The 19,117-nt window shown below is 62.2% G+C and carries 19 protein-coding genes; 4 read left to right on the top strand and 15 right to left on the bottom strand.

Annotated elements, in window-relative coordinates:
• Positions 1 to 47 precede the first annotated feature (47 nt).
• Positions 48 to 314, bottom strand: a complete 267-nt coding sequence (locus CFU_RS04850; RefSeq protein WP_014004926.1) for a helix-turn-helix domain-containing protein — start codon at positions 312 to 314, stop codon at positions 48 to 50.
• A gap of 213 nt (positions 315 to 527) precedes the next feature.
• Here CFU_RS04850 and flgA point away from each other — a divergent pair, with 213 nt between their 5' ends.
• The 3 genes from flgA (at position 528) to CFU_RS04835 (ending at position 2,155) form a co-directional block, all read left to right on the top strand.
• A complete protein-coding gene (gene flgA, locus CFU_RS04845; RefSeq protein WP_014004925.1) occupies positions 528 to 1,265 on the top strand; it encodes a flagellar basal body P-ring formation chaperone FlgA in 738 nt (245 codons plus the stop codon).
• A gap of 96 nt (positions 1,266 to 1,361) precedes the next feature.
• Positions 1,362 to 1,706 carry a flagellar biosynthesis anti-sigma factor FlgM gene (flgM, locus tag CFU_RS04840; protein ID WP_014004924.1) on the top strand — a complete coding sequence of 115 codons (345 nt, stop codon included), beginning with the start codon at positions 1,362 to 1,364 and terminating at the stop codon, positions 1,704 to 1,706.
• On the top strand, positions 1,703 to 2,155 hold the full coding sequence (locus CFU_RS04835) for a flagella synthesis protein FlgN (RefSeq protein WP_014004923.1): 453 nt from the start codon (positions 1,703 to 1,705) through the stop codon (positions 2,153 to 2,155). The genes flgM and CFU_RS04835 overlap by 4 nt, the downstream gene beginning before the upstream one ends.
• 37 nt (positions 2,156 to 2,192) lie before the next feature.
• On the opposite strand, the gene CFU_RS04830 is transcribed toward CFU_RS04835, so the two are convergent.
• The 12 genes from CFU_RS04830 to CFU_RS04775 all read right to left on the bottom strand — a co-directional run bounded on the left by CFU_RS04830 (position 2,193) and on the right by CFU_RS04775 (position 15,667).
• On the bottom strand, positions 2,193 to 2,684 hold the full coding sequence (locus tag CFU_RS04830; RefSeq protein WP_190275222.1) for a flagellar protein FlhE: 492 nt from the start codon (positions 2,682 to 2,684) through the stop codon (positions 2,193 to 2,195).
• Between the two features lie 61 nt (positions 2,685 to 2,745).
• Positions 2,746 to 3,489 carry an RNA polymerase sigma factor FliA gene (locus tag CFU_RS04825; protein WP_014004921.1) on the bottom strand — a complete coding sequence of 248 codons (744 nt, stop codon included), beginning with the start codon at positions 3,487 to 3,489 and terminating at the stop codon, positions 2,746 to 2,748.
• Positions 3,490 to 3,513: 24 nt separating this feature from the next.
• Positions 3,514 to 4,317: a hypothetical protein gene (locus CFU_RS04820; RefSeq protein WP_041743004.1), complete on the bottom strand. Its 804-nt coding sequence runs from the start codon at positions 4,315 to 4,317 to the stop codon at positions 3,514 to 3,516.
• Between the two features lie 10 nt (positions 4,318 to 4,327).
• On the bottom strand, positions 4,328 to 6,694 hold the full coding sequence (gene flhF / locus CFU_RS04815) for a flagellar biosynthesis protein FlhF (protein WP_041743003.1): 2,367 nt from the start codon (positions 6,692 to 6,694) through the stop codon (positions 4,328 to 4,330).
• A 26-nt stretch (positions 6,695 to 6,720) separates the two neighbouring features.
• Complete coding sequence (gene flhA, locus CFU_RS04810) at positions 6,721 to 8,826, bottom strand: flagellar biosynthesis protein FlhA (RefSeq protein WP_014004918.1); 2,106 nt, start codon at positions 8,824 to 8,826, stop codon at positions 6,721 to 6,723.
• Positions 8,823 to 9,965: a flagellar biosynthesis protein FlhB gene (gene flhB, locus CFU_RS04805; protein WP_014004917.1), complete on the bottom strand. Its 1,143-nt coding sequence runs from the start codon at positions 9,963 to 9,965 to the stop codon at positions 8,823 to 8,825. Before flhB ends, flhA begins: the two co-directional genes overlap by 4 nt.
• Before the next feature lie 185 nt (positions 9,966 to 10,150).
• The gene (gene cheZ / locus CFU_RS04800; protein ID WP_041741324.1) at positions 10,151 to 10,789 is read right to left on the bottom strand and encodes a protein phosphatase CheZ; all 639 of its coding nucleotides are present in this window, start codon (positions 10,787 to 10,789) and stop codon (positions 10,151 to 10,153) included.
• 1 nt (position 10,790) lies between these two features.
• On the bottom strand, positions 10,791 to 11,189 hold the full coding sequence (cheY, locus tag CFU_RS04795) for a chemotaxis response regulator CheY (RefSeq protein WP_014004915.1): 399 nt from the start codon (positions 11,187 to 11,189) through the stop codon (positions 10,791 to 10,793).
• 115 nt (positions 11,190 to 11,304) lie between these two features.
• Positions 11,305 to 12,387 (bottom strand): protein-glutamate methylesterase/protein-glutamine glutaminase, encoded by a 1,083-nt coding sequence (locus tag CFU_RS04790; protein WP_014004914.1) that lies wholly within the window; start codon positions 12,385 to 12,387, stop codon positions 11,305 to 11,307.
• A complete protein-coding gene (gene cheD, locus CFU_RS04785) occupies positions 12,384 to 13,049 on the bottom strand; it encodes a chemoreceptor glutamine deamidase CheD (RefSeq protein WP_014004913.1) in 666 nt (221 codons plus the stop codon). Before cheD ends, CFU_RS04790 begins: the two co-directional genes overlap by 4 nt.
• Complete coding sequence (locus CFU_RS04780) at positions 13,046 to 13,912, bottom strand: CheR family methyltransferase (RefSeq protein WP_014004912.1); 867 nt, start codon at positions 13,910 to 13,912, stop codon at positions 13,046 to 13,048. Before CFU_RS04780 ends, cheD begins: the two co-directional genes overlap by 4 nt.
• A gap of 132 nt (positions 13,913 to 14,044) precedes the next feature.
• A complete protein-coding gene (locus CFU_RS04775; RefSeq protein ID WP_148264761.1) occupies positions 14,045 to 15,667 on the bottom strand; it encodes a methyl-accepting chemotaxis protein in 1,623 nt (540 codons plus the stop codon).
• 244 nt (positions 15,668 to 15,911) lie between these two features.
• Here CFU_RS04775 and CFU_RS25360 point away from each other — a divergent pair, with 244 nt between their 5' ends.
• Positions 15,912 to 17,864: a methyl-accepting chemotaxis protein gene (locus tag CFU_RS25360; RefSeq protein ID WP_014004910.1), complete on the top strand. Its 1,953-nt coding sequence runs from the start codon at positions 15,912 to 15,914 to the stop codon at positions 17,862 to 17,864.
• A gap of 69 nt (positions 17,865 to 17,933) precedes the next feature.
• Here CFU_RS25360 and CFU_RS04765 read toward each other — a convergent pair whose 3' ends face one another.
• Together CFU_RS04765 and CFU_RS04760 are read right to left on the bottom strand one after the other, a co-directional pair.
• A complete protein-coding gene (locus CFU_RS04765; RefSeq protein WP_014004909.1) occupies positions 17,934 to 18,359 on the bottom strand; it encodes an organic hydroperoxide resistance protein in 426 nt (141 codons plus the stop codon).
• Between the two features lie 184 nt (positions 18,360 to 18,543).
• Positions 18,544 to 19,029 carry a MarR family winged helix-turn-helix transcriptional regulator gene (locus CFU_RS04760; RefSeq protein WP_014004908.1) on the bottom strand — a complete coding sequence of 162 codons (486 nt, stop codon included), beginning with the start codon at positions 19,027 to 19,029 and terminating at the stop codon, positions 18,544 to 18,546.
• Between the last annotated feature and the right edge of the window lie 88 nt (positions 19,030 to 19,117).

Genomic DNA, 19,117 nt, shown 5'->3' with positions numbered 1-19,117 from the left:
GAACAGGCGGCTGATTGGGCCTCAATTCAAGATACACAACGCCGTCCTCATTTAGGGCCGGGAAAATATTTTGCGACATCGTCGAAGCTCAAGCGGTAACCGTCCAGCACGCGCTTGATGGTCGAACCGCTGGGATCGGTCACCCTGCCGGTTTCGAGTTTGCTCAGCACCGGCACCGACAAACCGCAACGCCGGTGCATCGCCGTCAACGACAATTGCTTGCCGTTCTCGCCGGTTTGCTTCAAACGCATCTGCCGCAGGAAATCCGCCAGGGTAGCCGGGACTTCTTCATCGAATTCGCTCACGTTCGCCATTGGATATCCTTAATTTTCGAAGCGCCTGCCGGCAGATGGTTGCACCGCGCGGCAAGCTCCCGCAAACCATTATAGGTACAGCATGACAATCCAATGCGCCAAACAGCAAGCGAAACGCCGCCCAGTTCGGCGCTTGGCGATGTCCCGCGGTTGTCTAGAATCTGATGGCGGACAATCCGTCGCAACGCATACCGATCGGGAGGAAGATTCCACATGCATGCAACATTATTCCGGCGCCGGCGGCCTGCACTTGCCTGCCTGAACTTCCTTGCGGCGACAGCACTGGTCATCGGCAGCCAGGCCGCATCCGCCAGGGCAACGGAACTGAGCGGCGGCGCGAAACCCGTGATTGAACAATTCCTGCTGGCCCAGGCCGGCGGCTTGCCAGGAAAGGTCAGCATCCGCATCGATACGCCGATGTCAGGCGCCCTGCCCGCCTGCGATGCGCTGGAGCCGTTCCTGCCGAGCGGCGCCCGTGTCTGGGGCCGCGTCTCGGTCGGGCTGCGCTGCAACGACAACGGCTCCGCCAGGCCGGCATGGACGCGCTACGTGCCGGCCTATGTGGCGGTGGTGGCGAATTATTATGTAGCCGGCCGTCCCATCAGTGCCGGCGACACCTTGGGCGCAGCCGATATCCAGCCGCGGCAAGGCGATCTCAGCGCCCTGCCGCGCGGCGTGGTCACCAATCCGCAGCAAGCGGCCGGCATGGTAGCCTCGAACCGGATTGCCCTGGGCGCACCGCTGCGGCTGGAGCTGCTGCGCGGCGCAACCGTGATACAGCAGGGACAAAGCGTCAAAGTGCAGTCGCAAGGCTCGGGTTTCGTAGTCAGCACCGAAGGACGGGCGATGACGAATGCCACGGCCGGTGCGGCAATCCAGGTCAAGACGCAGGCGGGGCAGATGCTGAGCGGCATTGCGCGTGCCGACGGTTCGGTCGAATTGCCGAATTAGTTCTTTTTCCATAACAATATCGACATTTTCCGCCGCAACCCTAAACTTCCTGCGCCAGCTGCCGTTATAACGAACAGATCCCTTAGAGGAAACATCTTGAAAATCGATCAACCTACAAAGCCGCTCAATAGCGTGTCGAGCCCAGCCAATGCGGCGTCCAGCAAGGATAACGCGGTGCGCGCCGCATCCGCCGACGCCGCTGCAGCCGGCACCGCCACCAGCGCCAGCCCGCCTATGCCCGCCGCCCTGAATTCACTGTCGGCGCAAGTGCGCCAGCTGCAAACCCAGTTGCTGCAACCCGGCGCCGGCGATTTCGACGCCGCCAAGGTCGCCGAGATCCGCCAGGCCATCAGCGAAGGCCGCTACCAGATAAATCCCGGAAAAATCGCCGACGGCTTGCTCGATACGGTACGCGACCTGCTAGGCAAGAAACCGTCATGAGCAGCGCACTGCTCAAGCACCTGCAGCAGGAGCGCGCCGTGATGGATGCTTTTCTGGAATTGCTGGACCAGGAAGCAGAGGCGCTGATCAAGAGCCGCTTTGATGAATTGCCGCTCATCACCGAGCGCAAGGCACAGCTGGCGGAACGCATCACCGCGCTTGAGCAGGAACGGGAACGGCGGCAGCAGGCAGTCGGTTTTGCCGCGGGACGGACCGGCGGCGACGCTGCGGCAGCGGCCGGCGGCCTGCAGCAGGTTTGGCAAGAGCTGTTGGTGCATGCGGCCCAGGCCCGCGACAACAATCATCGCAACGGCATCATGATCCATACCCACCTGGACTTTGTACGCCGCTCGATCAATTTCCTGCGCGCCCACGGGCAATCGCTGTACGGCGCCGACGGCAAGCACCAGGTCGGGCTCGGCAACGGCCACAGCCTGGCGTCGAGCTGAACCCCGGCTGTCCGCAGCCCGACTGTCCGCAGCCCGGCTATTCGTAGCTGACCATGACCTGGCCTGCAGCTCCCTGCAAGGCCGGAGTCAAGGCTCCGCGCCCGTCGATCACAAAAGCAAACACGAAATTCGACAAGCCGTTGTCGCCTTCAAAAGCGCCGGTGCTGCCGCTGACGCCGCCGAGGCCGGCACATCTGGCGTAGTTGCACAGATAAGCATGGACCCCTGCCGGCGGCGCTGTCAGGAAACTGTAGCGCCAGCCGACCCGGCGTGTCTTCGAACTTGAGGAGATACCGCTGCCGACCGGAGCGATCTGGGCCGACTGATAAGCCACACCACGGTAGTACATTGCGGGCATGGAAGTTGAAGCGCTCCAGGAACCCGCGACCCTGGCCTGCCCGCCTGCGGCGGCCCTGCTGTCAAGTTGAACAGCGCCGGGCCCGGCTGGCAAACTCTGGTTGCGCCCCATATAGGTATTCAGGTCAATCGCCGCCGCCGGCTGCCCGCCGGCAAAAACACTGGTCGCCATCAACAATCCAGCTACGCCGAAAAACAGCATCCAGGACTCACGACAGGCCAGTCTCATCATCTCAGGCAATTTCGCTCCGGCTGGTTTCGTTCAGGCGCACCCGCAAGCGGCTGATAGCCTGACTATGCAGCTGGCAGACGCGCGACTGGCTGACTTCCAGCACGGCGCCGATTTCGCGCAAATTCAGTTCCTGTTCGTAGTACAGGCTGAGCAGCAAACGCTCACGTTCCGGCATCAGGGCGATCGCCTCCACCAGCATATGGCGCATACCGCTGTCCAGCAGACGTTGCAGCGGATCGCCGGCGCCGCTGCGATGGCCATCGTCATGCTGACGGTCAAGAAAGGAATTTTCATTGCTGCCGCCTTCGCAGTCTTCGTAATACACCAGCTGCGAACCATGGATCTCCTGCAGCAGGTGCTGGTAGTCTTGCAGCGACAGCTGCATGGACTGCGCGATCTCACGCTCGCTGGGCGGGCGCGCCAGTTTCTGCTCCAATGCCTGCACCGCGGCGTCGACCTTGCGCGACGACTGGCGCAGGCCGCGCGACAGCCAGTCGTTGGCACGCAGTTCGTCCAGCATCGCGCCGCGGATACGCTGGCTGGCGTAGGTTTCGAATTGCGCACCCTGGTCGTCCTGGTAGCGGTTGGCGGCATCCAGCAAACCCAGCATGCCGGCCTGGATCATGTCGTCCAGCTCCACGCTGGCCGGCAATTTCGCGATCAACTGCAAAGCCAGGCGCCGCACCAGCGGCGCGTATTGCGCCAGCGTGTCGGATTTGTCGATTTTTCCCTGAGCCGTATACATGATGGATTCCTCTTCCTGCTCTACTCACACAGTGTCCAGATTTCGGTTAACAACAGGGCGCGGCCATTGCAGCAGCTGGCCGGCGATGCGGCGAAAATCGATTGCCGCGGCGCTAGTCTGGAATGCCTCCACCACGCTCAACTTGAGTCCTTGCGCGCGCACCAGCTGCGGATCCTCCGCCACGCAACCGGCAGGTTCCAGCGCCAGGCCCAGGTAACGGCTGCCGGCGCCGGCCAGGTTGTTCAGCACGTGCTGCGCCGCCGGCACGCCGGCCGCCAGATTGACCATGATCCTCAGGCGCTGCAACGCATGCGCGTAATGCAGCTGCTTGACGCAAGCATAGGCAGCGGTAATCGACGCCGCCTGTGGCCGCAACACCACCACCACATCGTCGGCTTGCGCCGCCAGCGGCGACAAGGCGCCATCCTGGCCGAGGCTGGCGTCGATCAGGATTACCTGTCCCTGGAACGCATTGCGCACCTCGGCCGCTGCAGTCGCATCGTCTTTTCGCACCGCCAGCAGCAGCGCGCCGCAAGCCAGGCGCGAAGCTGCAGCCGACAGCGGCAAGCCGCCTGCAACATCGGACCAGCTGCCCGCCGCAGCGCCTGCCCACATCGCAGCTGCCGACCGCGCCCCGCTCTGTTCGTCCAGCAGCAACACTTCTTTGCCCTGCTGCACCAGCGCCGCGGCCAGGTTCAGGGCCACGCTGGTCACGCCTACCCTTGGACTGCTGCCGACCAAGGCGATGACATGCGCCACCTGCTTGCCTGAATGCTGTGCCATCAGGCAGCGCAAACCGTCCGCCTGGTCGCTGACCACCTTGTTCAAACGCGCCTCCTCATCCGGGCAACGCCGCCGCGCCGTGCGCCGGCGCCACGGCGGCAACGTTATCGGCGTCCAGCGCCAGGGCATCCAGCAGCGCGATCAGCTTGCCGAAACCTTCAAACAGCGCCGCAGCGGAGGCGACGGTGACCGAGCCGGAACGGATCCGGTGTCCGGCCAGTTGCGCCAGCAATGTGCGCGCCGGAGCGGCCCAGTCGTTCCGGCTCTGGGCCAGGCGCCAGACGGTGGTGCTGACCTGGGCGGCAACTAGCAAGCGCTTTTGCATATGGCTGTCGCCCGGTTCGGTGCAGGCGCCGAGCTGCAGGATGGCTTGCTTGAGCAATTTGTAATAGGGATCGGCGGCCTGTTTCCAGCAGCTCCATGCGGCCAGCTGCGATGCCGTCGCCGCCGGCCCCAGATTGGTCAGCAAATGCCAGCTGGCCAGCAGCTTGCCGTTGGGCTGATCGGTGATACGCACGGCAACGCAACGCAAATCGCCATCCAGGGTGACTGCCGTTTCCGCCAGTGTCTGCTGCGCCGGCCTGCCTTTGTAAGTAATCATCTGCGGCGCAGTGAAGACCAGTTGCGCGGTCAGTCGCGCCACGGTTGTCCCGACGCCGTCGCACTCTACGCGCGTCGTGCTGCGAGCCCGGGCCAGCCATGACAGGCCGCCGGCCTGCCAGGAATCGATCAGGCCTGGCGCCGGCATCCTGTCGAGCAGGTGCACCACCGGCTTGCCGAAATCCTGGCCATGCATCCAGGCTAGCTGGCGCAGCGCCGGTGTCGGCATGACGTTGCTTGCATTGGCGGCAAGCGCGGTCGACAGCAATTGATGGGGCGCCGCCAGCGGCACGCCGTCGCGATCCGACAGCAATAGACTGGACTGCAAGGCATAAGCGTCGCCGCTGCGGCTGGCGACCAGTTCGGTCTTGCCGCTGATTGCCAGCACATGGGTGGTGCAGGCAAGGCCTATTTCCGTTTTTGCGTGCGCCATCAGTGTGTGCGCTACCGCCTGGCTGCCTGCGCTGTCGTCTGCCAGGCATCGCCACAATCCGCTGCTGGTCTCGAAGCCGATTCCGCCATCGGCCAGCGCACGGGCGTTGGCGGCCAGTTCTTCGGCATCGTGCGCCAGCACCCGGATCAGTTGCTGGCACTGGCTGCGCAAACGTTCCGTGGCGGCCGCTGCGGCAGCCAGTTCGATATCGTTGTTCAATGCCGCCGGCAGTTCGCCCAGACCGGCTTCGCCCGGAACAAACAAGGCGCTGCGGCTGGCGTTCTGGAACACGCTGTCGACCAGTTGCGTACGCTCGGCCAGCAGCAGGTTTTCCGGCACTTTCTGGCCGCAAGAGACGTAATGCACCGGCAGCCGGTGACGGATCACGGTATCCAGCAATGCGCCGGGATGGGTGGCTTCGTCGGTCTTGGTAAAGATGCAGCCCGCCAGCTGGTTGCCGCCGGCGCTGTCCTTATAGGCGTGCGCCACTTCATTCAGGGTGTCGCCATGGCTGGCGGCGTTCAGCAGCAGCAGGCGCTTGACCGGACGGCCGGCGCCGCACAGCATGGCGACCTGGTCGGACACGCTGCGGTCGCGCTGGCTCTTGCCGACCGTGTCGATCAGAACCATGTGCTTGTCGCGCAAATCCTCCAGCACCAGCCGCAGGTCGGCAGCGTCTTTCACCGCGTGCACCGACACACCCAGGATCTTGCCGTAAATGCGCAGCTGTTCAAATGCGCCGATGCGGTAGCTGTCGGTAGTCAGCAGCGCCAGCTTGTCGGCGCCGAAGCGCATCACGCAGCGCGCCGCCAGCTTGGCGGTGGTGGTGGTCTTGCCTACTCCGGTCGGGCCCATCAGGGCGTAGACGCCGCCGCCATCCATCAGCGCATCTTCGTTTTCCATCAAGGGCAGGTTGCGCGCCAGTTCAGCCTTGACCCAAGCCATGCCGGAGGAAAAATTCTGGCCGGTCGGCAAATGATCCAGCATCGCTTTCGCCAGGCTGGCGCTGAAGCCGGCGCCCAGCAAGGTGCGCAGCAGGTGGCCGCGCACCGGATCGCGGCGCTGCTTGTCGTTCCACACCAGGCCGGCCAGCTGCTCTTCGATCATGCCGCGCATCGAATGAATTTCACTGATAACGCTACCGTTGCTGTCCATGCCGAATGACGCGGCGGCGCTTGCTGCCGGCTGCGCCGCCGGTGCAGCAACAGCGGGGGTTGATGCCGGCGCCGTACGCGCATCGCCCGCAGATTCCAGCATGGCGACGATTTCGGCGCCGGCGGCAGTCACGCGGCTGGAAACGATGATGGCGTCCGGCCCCAGCTGCTCGCGCACCAGGCGCAGCGCTTCGCGGCTGGACGGCGCGACGATGGTGACGCTGTCAGTGCTCATGCTTGTGTTCAAATTCAAGCTCATGTTCAAGCTTTGCCTCCGATAGTGGCGGTTACTTTGATGGTGCGGGTGTCAGGGATTTCGGCATGCGACAGCACTTTGAGCTGCGGCAGGCTGCGCCGTAAAAACCGCGCCAGCAAGACCCGCAGCGGATGCTGCACCACCAGCACCGGCGCCAGGCCGAACTGCTCCTGGCGCGTAATCGCCGCCTGGGTCTGCGCCAGCAGGCTGTCGGCCAGTCCCGGCTCCAGGCCGCTGCCATTGCTCAGCGCCTGCAGCAGGACCCGGTCCAGCGAACTGTCGAGGCCGATCACCTGCAGTTCGCCGTTGCCGGGGAACAGCAGCTGGGTGATGGCCCGGCCCAGCGCCAGCCGCACCAGCGAGGTCAGCTCGGTGGCGTCGCTGACTGCGGCTCCGTGTTCCAGCAGGACATCGAGGATGGTGCGCATGTCGCGTATCGAGACGCTTTCGTCCAGCAGGTTTTGCAGTACTTTCTGCAATGTCGTCAGCGACAGCAGCTTCGGCACCAGGTCCTCGATCAGCTTCGGCGCATCCTTGCCGACCCGGTCCAGCAGCTGCTGCACTTCCTGCCGCCCCAACAGTTCCGCCGAATGGGCATGGATCAGGTGGTTCAGGTGGGTGGCGATCACGGTGCTGGCGTCGACCACGGTATAGCCGTAGATCTGCGCCTGTTCCCGCATATGGCTTTCGATCCATACCGCCGGCAGGCCGAAGGCAGGATCGACCGTCTGCACGCCGGGCAAGGTGGCGCTGACCTGGCCCGGGTTGATCGCCATCCATTGCCCGGGCCAGGCTTCGCCGTTGGCGATCTCCACGCCCTTCAGCGTGATCACATAGGAATTCGGCTTGAGTTCAAGGTTGTCGCGGATATGCACCACCGGCACCAGGAAACCGATGTCCTGCGCGAATTTCTTGCGGATGCTCTTGATGCGCCCCAGCAGCTCGCCGTTCTGGCTGCGGTCCACCAGCGAAATCAGCCGGTAGCCGACTTCCAGCCCGAGCGGATCGACCAGCGCCACGTCGTCCCAGCTGGCGTCTGCCGGCTCTGCAGCCGCGGCGGAAGGCGGCGGCGCCTTGGCCGCATATTCCGCCGCAGCGGTTTTCTGCAGCAAGCGCCGGCCGAGATAGACCAGGCCGCCGGCAATGATCAGGAACGCCACATGCGGCATGCCCGGCACCAGTCCCATCAGGCCGATGATGCCGGCGGTCAGGAACAGCACCTGCGGATTCGAAAACAATTGCCCCATCAGCTGCTGGCCGACGTCCTCATCGGTCGTCACGCGCGAGACGATGACGCCGGCCGCGGTGGAAATCACCAGCGCCGGGATCTGCGCCACCAGGCCGTCGCCGATGGTCAGCAAAGTGTAGTTCTTGGCCGCCACCGAAATATCCAGGCCATGCTGGGCGACGCCGACGATCAGGCCGCCGACCACGTTGATCACCATGATCAGCAAACCGGCCACGGCGTCGCCGCGCACGAACTTGCTGGCGCCGTCCATGGAACCGTAGAAATCCGCTTCCTGCGCGACTTCTGCGCGGCGTTTGCGCGCCACGTCTTCGCCGATCAGGCCAGCGTTGAGGTCAGCGTCGATCGCCATCTGCTTGCCCGGCATCGCATCCAGCGTGAAACGCGCGCCGACTTCGGCAATCCGTCCTGCGCCCTTGGTGATGACCATGAAATTGATCACCACCAGGATCACGAAAACCACGATGCCGACCGCAAAATTGCCGCCCACCAGGAAATGGCCGAAGGCTTCGATCACCTTGCCGGCGGCATCCGGACCGGTATGGCCTTCCAGCAGCACTACCCGGGTAGAAGCGACGTTGAGCGACAGGCGCAGCAAAGTCGAAAACAGCAGGACCGTGGGAAAAGCGGCAAAGTCCAGCGCCTTCATGGTGTACATGCTGACCAGCAGCACCATCACCGACAGCGCGATATTGAAGGTGAACAGCAAATCGAGCAGGAAAGGCGGCAAGGGCAATATCATCATGCCCAGGATCATGATGATCAGCACCGGACCAGCCATGCCCTTGACGCTGTTGCCGGCCAATATGGCGGCCCCCAGGCGGGGCAAGGAACTGAATGAAAAAGCTGATCCTGCAGGCTTCATGCCGGGCTCGCTAAAGTGTCTAATGAATCGGGAACCGCCAGGTCGGCCGGAGCGCGCGGCGCAATGCCGCCCTCGCTGCGCCAGCGCTGCAGCTGGTAAACCCAGGCCAGCACTTCAGCTACCGCGGTGTACAGGGCGGCCGGGATTTCTTCGCCGAGGCTGGTATGGCGATACAGCGCCCGCGTCAGCGGCGGCGCTTCCAGCATGGGAATCTTGTGTTCGGCGCCGATGGCGCGGATGCGCAGCGCCACAAGGTCGGTGCCTTTTGCCACCACGCGCGGCGCGCGCATTTCCTTGTCGCTGTATTTGAGCGCGACCGCAAAGTGGGTCGGATTGGTCACCACCACATCGGCGGTCGCCACCTCGGCCATCATGCGCCGCCGCGCCATCTGTTGCTGCTGGCGCCGGATCTGGCCCTTGACGTGCGGATCGCCTTCGCTTTCCTTGTGTTCCTGCTTCAGCTCTTCGCGCGTCATGCGCAGCTTGCGGTAATAACTCCATAACTGATACGGCACGTCGATCGCTGCCACCAGCAGCAAGGAAGCGATGATCAGGCCGCAGCAGTTGGCCACCAGCCGCACCGTATGCGCCAGCGCGCCATGCACCGGCTCGCTCAGCAGCCCGAGCAATGTATCCAGGTTGCGCGACATGACCCAGTAGGCGATGCCGCCCACCAGCACCGACTTGGTGCATGCCTTGAACAGTTCCGCCAGCGACTGGCTGGAGAAGATGCGGGCGATGCCGGTCGCAGGGTTCAGCTTGGAGAATTTCGGCGCCAGCGCATCAGGAGAAAACAGCCAGCCGCCCAGCATCAGCGGCGCTGTCAGTGCCGCCAGCGCCAGCATGGCCAGCAAGGGCAGCAAGGCCTGCAGCGCTTCCTGTCCGGCAGCGGCGGCCTGGGTCAGCATGTAAGCGGAGTCGAAGGCGGCGGCGCGCTTGAATTGCATGCCCTGCCGCAAGGCATGGCCGATGTGCTCAGCCATCGGCGCCGCCGTCAGCCACAAGCCGCCGATGCCGGTGCTCAGCATGACAAACGTGCTCAGCTCGCGCGAACGGGCAACCTGGCCTTCTTCGCGCGCCTTTTCCAGGCGCCGGGGAGAACCGGGTTCCGTTTTTTCGAGATCGCTTTCTTCCGCCATGCATGCTCCGAACCAGAAGGGACGAACAGCGCCCTATCAATGTCGATTATTGATGCAAGCACGCAGATGCAATCGGGCAAACAAGGCGGGGATAGCGCTGCTGCTCAGGCAATCGCTGCGGCCAGGGCGTGTCTGCCATCACCCTGGCCGTTTTCAGACATGATGCGGATTCACAATTGCCAGCTTCAGAAACCCAGGCTGGACAACAGGTCGTCAACCTGCTCCTGGTCGGAAACCGCATCGGGGTTCTCTTCGGCTTTCATTTGCGGACCGTTCAGCAGGCCGTTGCCGTCGCTGCGTTTTTCCAGCGGCGTATTGTCGATCAGCACCTGCAGCAGCTGCTTTTCCATTTCCTGCACGACTTCCATCATTTTCTTGATGACCTGGCCGGTCAGGTCCTGGAAATCCTGCGCCATCATGATTTCCATCAGCTGCTCATTGATGGCCGAGGCCTGCCGCGGCACGTCTTTCAAGTAATTGCGGGTATCCAGCACCAGCACCCGCGCATCGTCCAGCTCGACCGGGCTGACGAACCACTCGTCCCAGCGCTGGTTGAGCGTCTTGGCCTGCTTGCTGAGCGTTTCCTGGATCGGCTGCGCGACGTCAATCGCGTTCAGGGCTCTCTCGGCCGCGCGTTCAGTCATCGCCGCCACATAGTTCAAGCGGTCGCGGGCATCCGGAATCGCCTGCGCTGCCTTGGCGATTTCCTGGTCCAGGCCGAGTTCGCGCATGCTTTCGCGCAGCAGGCGAGTCAGGTGGCCGATGCGGTTGACCAGCTGTTCGGCGGAATCGCCGGCGACCGGCATCTGTAAGGCGAGGCTCATATCAAGCACTCTCTTTCGCAATTTTTTCGAATATCTTGGTGATCTTTTCCTCCAGCGTGGCCGCGGTAAACGGCTTGACCACATAGCCGTTGGCGCCGGCCTGGGCGGCGGCGATGATGTTTTCCTTCTTCGCTTCGGCCGTCACCATCAGCACCGGCAGCCTGGCCAGGGTAGGATCGGCGCGTATCGATTGCAGCATGGTCAAGCCATCCATGTTCGGCATGTTCCAGTCGGACACGACAAACCCGAAGTTGCCGTCCTTGAGCTTGGCCAGCCCTGCCGCGCCGTCTTCGGCTTCGTCGACATTGACGAAATCGAGTTCCTTCAACAGATTTCTCACAATCCGCCGCATGGTGGGAAAATCGTCCACCACTAGAATTTTGATGCTTTTATCAACCATGATTACTCCACACTATAAATAGGGCCTGCATGAATTCCTGACGCCATGCCTGTATAACGTCACAAATGTCAAAAAATGCAGGGCAGATAATTTTCACACCCGTTTCACACCCGTTTCACACCCGGTTTGAGCGTTCGCCGTACGACATCAGGCGCGCCATCAGACGGGTGCTCATTTCGGCTATACCGGCCACTTCGCTGGCCGCACCCATGGCGATGGCTTCACGCGGCATGCCGAACACCACGCAGCTGGCTTCGTCTTGCGCCAGGGTATAGGCGCCGGCCTGGCGCATGCGCAGCAAGCCGGCTGCGCCATCCCGCCCCATGCCGGTCAGGATCACGCCGATGGCGTTCTTGCCGGCATGCTGGGCGACCGAATCGAACAACACATCGATCGATGGCCGATGGCGGTTTACCGGATCTTCCTGGTCCAGATGCGCGACATAATTGGCGCCGCTGCGCGCCAGCGACAGATGGAAGCCGCCGGGTGCGATATAAGCGTGGCCCGGCAACACCCGCTCGCCGTGCTCCGCTTCCTTGACGGTGATGCGGCACAGGCCGTCCAGGCGCTGCGCAAAGGAGCGGGTAAACCCGGGTGGCATGTGTTGCGCGATCATGATGCCCGGGCAATCCGGCGGCAGCGGCTGCAAGACTTCCCGGATCGCTTCGGTGCCGCCGGTGGAAGCGCCGATGATGATCAGCTTCTCGGTACTCAGCAAAGGGCTGCGCAGCATCGGCGTCAATCCGGCCGCTGCCGCCGCATCGGCGTCGGAGCGGCGCACTGACTGCAGGCGGGCGCGGGCCGCCGCACGGATCTTGTCGGCGATCAGGTCGGTATATTCCAGCAGGCCTTCGCGTATGCCGAGGCGCGGCTTGGTGACAAAATCGACCGCCCCCAGTTCCAGCGCCCGCAGCGTGATTTCGGATCCGCGTTCGGTCAGCGAGGACACCATCAGCACCGGCATCGGCCGCAGGCGCATCAGTTTTTCCAGGAAATCCAGGCCGTCCATGCGCGGCATTTCGACGTCCAGCGTCAGCACGTCCGGATTGAGCTGCTTGATCAGGTCGCGCGCCACCAGCGGATCGGGCGCTGTCGCCACCACCGTCATATCCGCCTGGCTATTGATGATTTCCGTCATCAGGCTGCGTATCAGCGCTGAATCGTCGACACACAATACCTTGATTTTTTTATCGCTCATGCGCTGCCTCCACCTTGTTTTACGGCTCTCTTGCCAACGACCGTATTGAATAATTCCACCTTGCTGCGCACCGGCTGCTGCGCCAGCGTCTGCACCAGCTGCTGTTCGTCGCGCTGGACTTGTTCGGCATCGTTGATACGGTGCAGCCTGCGCACCATGACCTTGCCGCTCCTGGGGAAATAACTGATCCGGCGCGGCAGGTTGCCGCGCAAATCCTGCGCCGCCACCCGTACCTGCTCCATCTGCAGGTAGCGCAAGACAAAATCGGCATTGCGGTCGCCGATGTTGAGCATCGTCATGTTGGCCAGCACCGCGCCGCCGCCGAACACCTTGGCTTCCAGCCGTTCCCGGCGCGCGCCTGCCTTCAGCAGTTCGTTCAGCAGCATTTCCATGGCATAAGCGCCGTAGCGCATGGAAGCCGAAGCGCTACTGCCAGAACTGCCAGGATTGCCGTCATTGGGCAGCATGAAATGGTTCATGCCGCCGACTCCTGCGGTGCTGTCGCGCACGCAGGCGGCCACGCAAGAACCGAGCACGGTGCTCAGCACCATGTCGTCGGGCGTGACGTAGTATTCGTTCGGCAGCAGCTTGACCGCCGCGCTGTCGAATTCGCGGTCAAAATAATGATGGGTCGCCATCGACTCTTGCGCCGCTGAAATCATGCGCCGCCTTTGGCCTGCCTTGGATCGAGCTCATACACGGTCTGGCCGCGCAGCCGGAACGGCTGGCTGGCGTAGGAAAAATTCTCGGAATGCCCGGCAAACAGCAAGCCTTGCGCTTTCATTAGGGGGGCAAAGCGCTGCAGGATCCTGTTCTGCGTCGGCTTGTCGAAATAGATCATCACGTTGCGGCAAAAGATGGCGTCGAACGGTTCCTTCAAGCCCCACTGCGTATCGAGCAGGTTGACCTGGCCGAACTTCACCATGGCCGCCACTTCCGGCCGTATCCGCACCTGCCCGGCGCGGGCGCCGCTGCCTTTCAGGAAAAACCGCTTGAGGCGTTCCAGCGGCAGCTTGCTGACCTGCTCCATGGTGTAGACACCCGCTGCAGCTTTCTCCAGCACCTGGGTATCGATGTCGGTGGCGATCACGCTGGCCGTGGCGGCGCGGCTGCCAAGCGCTTCGATCAGCGTCATCGCGATCGAATACGGCTCTTCGCCGGTGGACGCGGCCGAGCACCAGACTGTCACCGGCGCCGCGCATTTTTTTACATGCTCCGCCAGCAGCGGAAAATGATGCGCCTCGCGGAAAAACGCCGTCAGGTTGGTGGTCAGGGCATTGGTGAAAGCTTGCCATTCGGCGCTGTCCTTCTCGGCTTCCAGCAAGGCCAGATAGGAAGTGAAGTCGTTCATGCCCAGTTCGCGCAAGCGGCGCGACAGGCGGCTGTAGACCATCTCGCGCTTTTGCTCGCCCAGCGCGATGCCGGCGCGCTGGTGGATCAGCGCGCGGACCCGGGAAAAATCGCCGTCGGTCAGCAAAAAATCCCGAGCTGAAGCAGCAGACCTGGTGCTCGGTTTGATAGTCATTCAGTGCGCCTTAACATGGTTGGCAGGGCCGCCTGCCGCGGCAACTGCCCGTATTGCAATATAAACATGGCGGCCCCATGCCGATGCCGCAAACAAGCGCCTGAAACCCCGCTTGCTCCGGCCATGACGGTGTCAAGCCGCGGCGCCGCGCAACATCTGCGCGTGCGGCGTGATATCGATCATCCTGTTTGCCTGGGCCGCATTGTGCGCACGCTCCAGCTTGAAGGCGCCGACTACTCCGGCCAGGGCGCCGGCCTGGTCCTGCAGGCTGGCGGCGGCGGCCGCTGCCTCTTCCACCAGAGCGGCGTTTTGCTGGGTCACCTGGTCCATTTGGCTGATGGCCTGGTTGATCTGCTCGATGCCGGCGGTCTGCTCCTGGCTGGCGGCGGTGATTTCGCCCATGATGTCGGTCACGCGGCGCACGCTGGCCACGATTTCCTCCATGGTGCTGCCGGCCTGGTCCACCAGGCGCGTGCCGAGCCCGACTTTTTCGACCGAATCGTCGATCAGTCCCTTGATTTCCTTGGCCGCGGCCGCCGAACGTTGCGCCAGGCTGCGCACTTCCGCCGCCACCACCGCAAAACCGCGGCCTTGTTCGCCGGCGCGCGCTGCTTCCACCGCGGCATTCAGCGCCAGGATATTGGTCTGGAAAGCGATGCCGTCAATCACGCCGATGATGTCGACGATCTTTTTCGAAGAGGTATTGATGGCGCCCATGGTGCTGACCACCTGGGTCACCACGGTGCCGCCATGCAGCGCCACTTCCGAGGCGGACACCGCCAGCTGGTTGGCCTGGCTGGCGTTGTCGGCATTCTGCTTGACGGTGGAAGTCAGCTGCTCCATCGAGGCCGCGGTTTCTTCCAGCGAACTGGCTTGCTGTTCCGTGCGCTGCGACAGGTTCTGGTTGCCGGCCGCGATCTGGCCGGAGGCGGTAGCGATGGTATCGGTGCCGCTGCGGACTTCGCCGACGATCTTCTGCAAGCTGTGGTTCATGTCTTTCAGCGCCTGCATCAGCTGCCCGGTCTCGTCGCTCGACCTGACTTCGATATCTGCCGTCAAATCGCCGCCGGCAACCCGGCGCGCCACGTCTACCGCAAACTCCAGCGGCTGGGCAACCACGCGCGCAATCCACAGCGCCAGGGCGAAACCTAGCAGCAGCATCGCGATCATCAGCCCTATCATCCAGAACCGCGCCTTGTTGTAGATGGCTTCGCCGTCCTTGGCAGAGGCGGCGCTGCCGTCGCTATTGATTTTCACCAGGCGTTCAACCTGCTTGTCCAGTTCGACGATGGCAGCCAGAGAATCGCCGCGTATTTCTTTTATCGCATCGTCTTTCCTGAAGGCGCGCGAGATGTCGACGATTTTCTTGTCCATCTCCAGGTAACGCGGGATCTTATCCTTGAGCTGATCGTATACGGCCCGCTCCTCCTCGGAAACCAGCGGCGCATATTCGCTCAGGGTCTTTTGCACGTCGCCCCGGATATCGCCGATGAACTGGGCGCTCTTGTCCATGTCCGCCGCATCGTTCGACATGACGTGCTGCATTTCGACATTGCGCAGCAGCGCCAGGTTGCTCTTCAGGGTCAGCAGCATCCGTACGCTCGGCAGCCAGTTGCTGTTGATTTCGTTGGTGGTGGCGTTGACTTGCCCCAGTTGCGTGATCGAAGCTACGCCCAGCACCAGCGTCAGCATCAATATCAAGGCGAACGACAGCAGCAGCTTGGTCGCAATTTTTAAGTTGTAGAACCAGGTCATGGTTTTCTTTTCAGATGGGGTTTCAGTTGCACGCGAGCCGTTGGTTCGGGAAAGCGGATTTTGGCCAGCCGCTTTCCTGTTCGTGTTAACGGCAGGCTGCGCCGTTTCTTCAGGCCCCAAAACAGCCGGTCCCGCTTCCAACCCTTCAACTTTCGCGAAAGTTGTCGTTATTGACTTTGATTGCCAGGAATTCGGCAGGATGCAACGCGCCGCTTCACTCCGCCTAACAAGAAAAGGATAGTCAATGAACAATAAATTCTTCAACAGCCTCAACGTAGGCATCAAGCTCAGCTTGTTTACCTTTTTGCTGGCCGCCGTGATCTTCCTGGTCTACGGCTGGGCCAGCGCCCGCTCCACCTCGCAATTGCTGGAACAGCGCGGAGCGCGCGACATTTCCGGCAGGACCGGCACCATGATCCAGATGCTCGATACATTCGATACCAGCCATAAAAGCGAAGCCGAGCGTTTCGCATTGCTGCTGGCGAGTTATTTCCCCGCAAAATTTTCTATCGACGGCAGCAAGACCGTCGATGTCGCCGGCAAGCCGGTGCCGTTGCTGAAGAACGGCAATGACGCCATCAACATGAATTTTTCGGTGGCCGACAGCTTTACCTCAGCCAGCCGCGCAGTGGCGACAATCTTCGTCAAGAACGGCGAGGACTTCATCCGCATCTCGACCTCGCTCAAGAAAGAAAACGGCGAACGCGCCATCGGCACCGTGCTTGACCACGGCCATCCCGGATACGCCCGCCTGCAGGGCGGCTTGTCGTATATCGGTCGCGCCACCCTGTTCGGCAAGGAGTACATGACCGCCTACAACCCGGTCAAGGACGAGGCCGGCGCCATCGTCGGCGCATTGTTTGTCGGCGTCGACATCACCGCCGATATCGAAACGCTGAAGGCTCGCATCCGCTCGGTCAAGCTGGGCGAGTCCGGTTATTTCTACGTGCTCAACGCTGCCCAGGGCAAGGACCTGGGCAAGCTGCTGGTGGCGCCGGCCGACGAAGGCAAGAATGTGCTGGCGCAGAAGGACACCGATGGCCGCGAATTCATCAAGGACATCCTGGAACGCAAGGAAGGCAGCATGCGTTACGCCTTGCAGGAAGGCGCCGGTGCGGAAAAAATCGCCGCCTTCGCGCTGTACAAGAACTGGAACTGGCTGATTGTCGGCAACGAGGATGCCGCCGAGCTGACGCAAGAGATCACCACCCTGCGCAACCGCAATGCTCTGTTCGGCCTGGCGGCGGTGCTGATCATGGTGGCGGCGCTGTACTGGCTGATCCGCAACACCATCAGCCAGCCGCTGGAAAGAGTCAAGCAGGCTGCGCAGCAACTGGCGGCGGGCGACCTGAGCGCCACCCTGGCGAGCGACCGCGGCGATGAAATCGGCCAGCTTGAACAAGCCATCAACGGCATCAGCCAGGGCCTGGCCGGCGTCATCGGCAACGTGCGGCAAGGCACCGGCGAGATGGCGCGCGCGTCGCAGGAGATCGCCGAAGGCAACGCCAACCTGTCGGCCCGCACCGAATCGCAAGCGGCTTCGCTGGAACAGACCAGTAGCTCGCTGGAGCAGCTGACGGCGGCGGTGAAACAGAGCGCCGACAGCGCCCAGCATGCCAACCAGCTGGTGATCAGCGCATCGGGGCAAGCGATCGAAGGCGGCCAGGCGGTCGGCCAGGTAGTGGAGACGATGCATGCGATCAAGGACAGTTCGCGCAAGATCCATGACATCATCGGCGTGATCGACGGCATCGCTTTCCAGACCAATATCCTGGCGCTGAATGCCGCGGTGGAAGCAGCGCGGGCCGGCGAACAGGGACGCGGTTTTGCCGTGGTGGCGGCGGAAGTGCGCAACCTGGCGCAGCGTTCAGCTACAGCCGCCAAGGAAATCAAGGGCTTGATCAGCGATTCGGTAGAACAGGTGGATGCCGGCGGCAAGCTGGCGGATGCTGCCGGCCAGACCATGCAGGGTATAGTCGCTGCGGTCAAGCGGGTGGCCGACATGATGCATGAAATCACGGCGGCGACCGGCGAGCAAAGCAGCGGCATCGAAGAGATCAACCGCGCCATGGGTCACATAGACGACATCACCCAGCAGAATGCCGCGCTGGTCGAACAGGCCGCGGCCGCCGCCCAGAGCCTGCAGGACCAGGCCGCGCAGCTGGCGCGGACCGCCGCCGTTTTCAAGCTCGGCTGACAGCCTGGCTTAAAAAAAAAGCCTGGCAAGCCAGGCTGGGCGGATACAGATCGCGATCCGCCCCGTTGATTACACCAGGGTCAGGGTAACGTCGATGTTGCCGCGGGTTGCGTTGGAATAAGGGCAGACCTTGTGCGCCTTGTTGACCAGGTCTTCTGCAGCGCCGGCGTCCATGCCAGGCAGGGAAATGCGCAATTCGACTTCGATGCCGAAGCCGCCGGGAATCTGGCCGATGCCTACCAGGCCGGTGATCGACACGTCTGCAGGCAGGCTGATTTTTTCTTGCGAGGCGACGAATTTCATGGCGCCGATGAAGCAGGCGGAATAACCGGCTGCAAACAGTTGTTCAGGATTGGTGCCTTCGCCGCCGGCGCCGCCCAGTTCTTTCGGTGTGGTCAACTTGACGTCCAGCACGTTATCGGATGACACGGCGCGGCCGTCACGGCCTCCGGTTGCAGTGGCTTGGGCGCGGTACAGAACTTTTTCGACTGACATGATGGTTTCCTTTATTGGCCGGTTGGAAAATCCTTTGGATCGATACAGTCGGCCGTACTGATGATCCGGATCAAAGGTACAACATTTAAATGACGCAAGAATGAAACGCGCCATAAGGTGATTCTTAATTACACAATTATATTGCTCGCAATATATTTTCTATACAAAATCAGGCCCTCTGTCTTTAAGCGATATTGCCAGCCATCGCGGCACGCAAACGCCGCAACTCCTGGGTCAGCGCTTTCACTTCGTCCAGCGAGCATTCGACGCTGCAACTCACCTGCTGCGGTATCTCCAGCGCTTGCTGGCGCAGGTTGTTGCCTGCCGCAGTCAGGCTGACGATGACCTGGCGCTCATCGTGCGGCGAGCGCTGGCGCCGCAAAAACCCGCTGCTTTCCAGGCGCTTGAGCAAAGGCGTCAGCGTGCCGGAATCCAGGAACAGACGCTCGCCCAGGGCCGACACAGTCAGCTCGTCACGCTCCCACAAGGTCAGCAGCACCAGGTACTGCGGATAGGTCAACCCCATTTTTTGCAGCAGCGGTTTGTAAAGCTTGGTCATGGTCAGCGATGCCGAATACAGCGCAAAGCACAGCTGATTGTCCAGCAGCAAGCTGTCCGGCCCGAATGATTCCGGTGCGAGATTTGCAGTCGATTGTTTGCTGGTGTCCATGGCTTGAATAATATATCGCTAAAAATTAAATTGCAAGCAATCTAGTTTGCATTTAAATCTATCACCGGGATTGCGAATAACTATGACA

Source organism: Collimonas fungivorans Ter331 (assembly GCF_000221045.1).
In the GTDB taxonomy this organism is placed as follows: Bacteria; Pseudomonadota; Gammaproteobacteria; order Burkholderiales; family Burkholderiaceae_D; genus Collimonas; species Collimonas fungivorans_A.
The sequence above is the reverse complement of the archived record's forward strand: the minus strand, read 5'-3'. Positions and strand labels throughout refer to the sequence as shown.

Bases quoted from the DNA above. Each gene is read 5' to 3' on its own strand.
- CFU_RS04850 (WP_014004926.1), bottom strand. From the start codon at position 314: ATGGCGAACGTGAGCGAATTCGATGAAGAAGTCCCGGCTACCCTGGCG.
- flgA (WP_014004925.1), top strand. From the start codon at position 528: ATGCATGCAACATTATTCCGGCGCCGGCGGCCTGCACTTGCCTGCCTG.
- CFU_RS04835 (WP_014004923.1), top strand. From the start codon at position 1,703: ATGAGCAGCGCACTGCTCAAGCACCTGCAGCAGGAGCGCGCCGTGATG.
- CFU_RS04830 (WP_190275222.1), bottom strand. From the start codon at position 2,684: ATGGCGACCAGTGTTTTTGCCGGCGGGCAGCCGGCGGCGGCGATTGAC.
- CFU_RS04825 (WP_014004921.1), bottom strand. From the start codon at position 3,489: ATGTATACGGCTCAGGGAAAAATCGACAAATCCGACACGCTGGCGCAA.
- flhF (WP_041743003.1), bottom strand. From the start codon at position 6,694: ATGAGCACTGACAGCGTCACCATCGTCGCGCCGTCCAGCCGCGAAGCG.
- flhA (WP_014004918.1), bottom strand. From the start codon at position 8,826: ATGAAGCCTGCAGGATCAGCTTTTTCATTCAGTTCCTTGCCCCGCCTG.
- flhB (WP_014004917.1), bottom strand. From the start codon at position 9,965: ATGGCGGAAGAAAGCGATCTCGAAAAAACGGAACCCGGTTCTCCCCGG.
- cheZ (WP_041741324.1), bottom strand. From the start codon at position 10,789: ATGAGCCTCGCCTTACAGATGCCGGTCGCCGGCGATTCCGCCGAACAG.
- cheY (WP_014004915.1), bottom strand. From the start codon at position 11,189: ATGGTTGATAAAAGCATCAAAATTCTAGTGGTGGACGATTTTCCCACC.
- CFU_RS04790 (WP_014004914.1), bottom strand. From the start codon at position 12,387: ATGAGCGATAAAAAAATCAAGGTATTGTGTGTCGACGATTCAGCGCTG.
- cheD (WP_014004913.1), bottom strand. From the start codon at position 13,049: ATGATTTCAGCGGCGCAAGAGTCGATGGCGACCCATCATTATTTTGAC.
- CFU_RS04780 (WP_014004912.1), bottom strand. From the start codon at position 13,912: ATGACTATCAAACCGAGCACCAGGTCTGCTGCTTCAGCTCGGGATTTT.
- CFU_RS04775 (WP_148264761.1), bottom strand. From the start codon at position 15,667: ATGACCTGGTTCTACAACTTAAAAATTGCGACCAAGCTGCTGCTGTCG.
- CFU_RS25360 (WP_014004910.1), top strand. From the start codon at position 15,912: ATGAACAATAAATTCTTCAACAGCCTCAACGTAGGCATCAAGCTCAGC.
- CFU_RS04765 (WP_014004909.1), bottom strand. From the start codon at position 18,359: ATGTCAGTCGAAAAAGTTCTGTACCGCGCCCAAGCCACTGCAACCGGA.
- CFU_RS04760 (WP_014004908.1), bottom strand. From the start codon at position 19,029: ATGGACACCAGCAAACAATCGACTGCAAATCTCGCACCGGAATCATTC.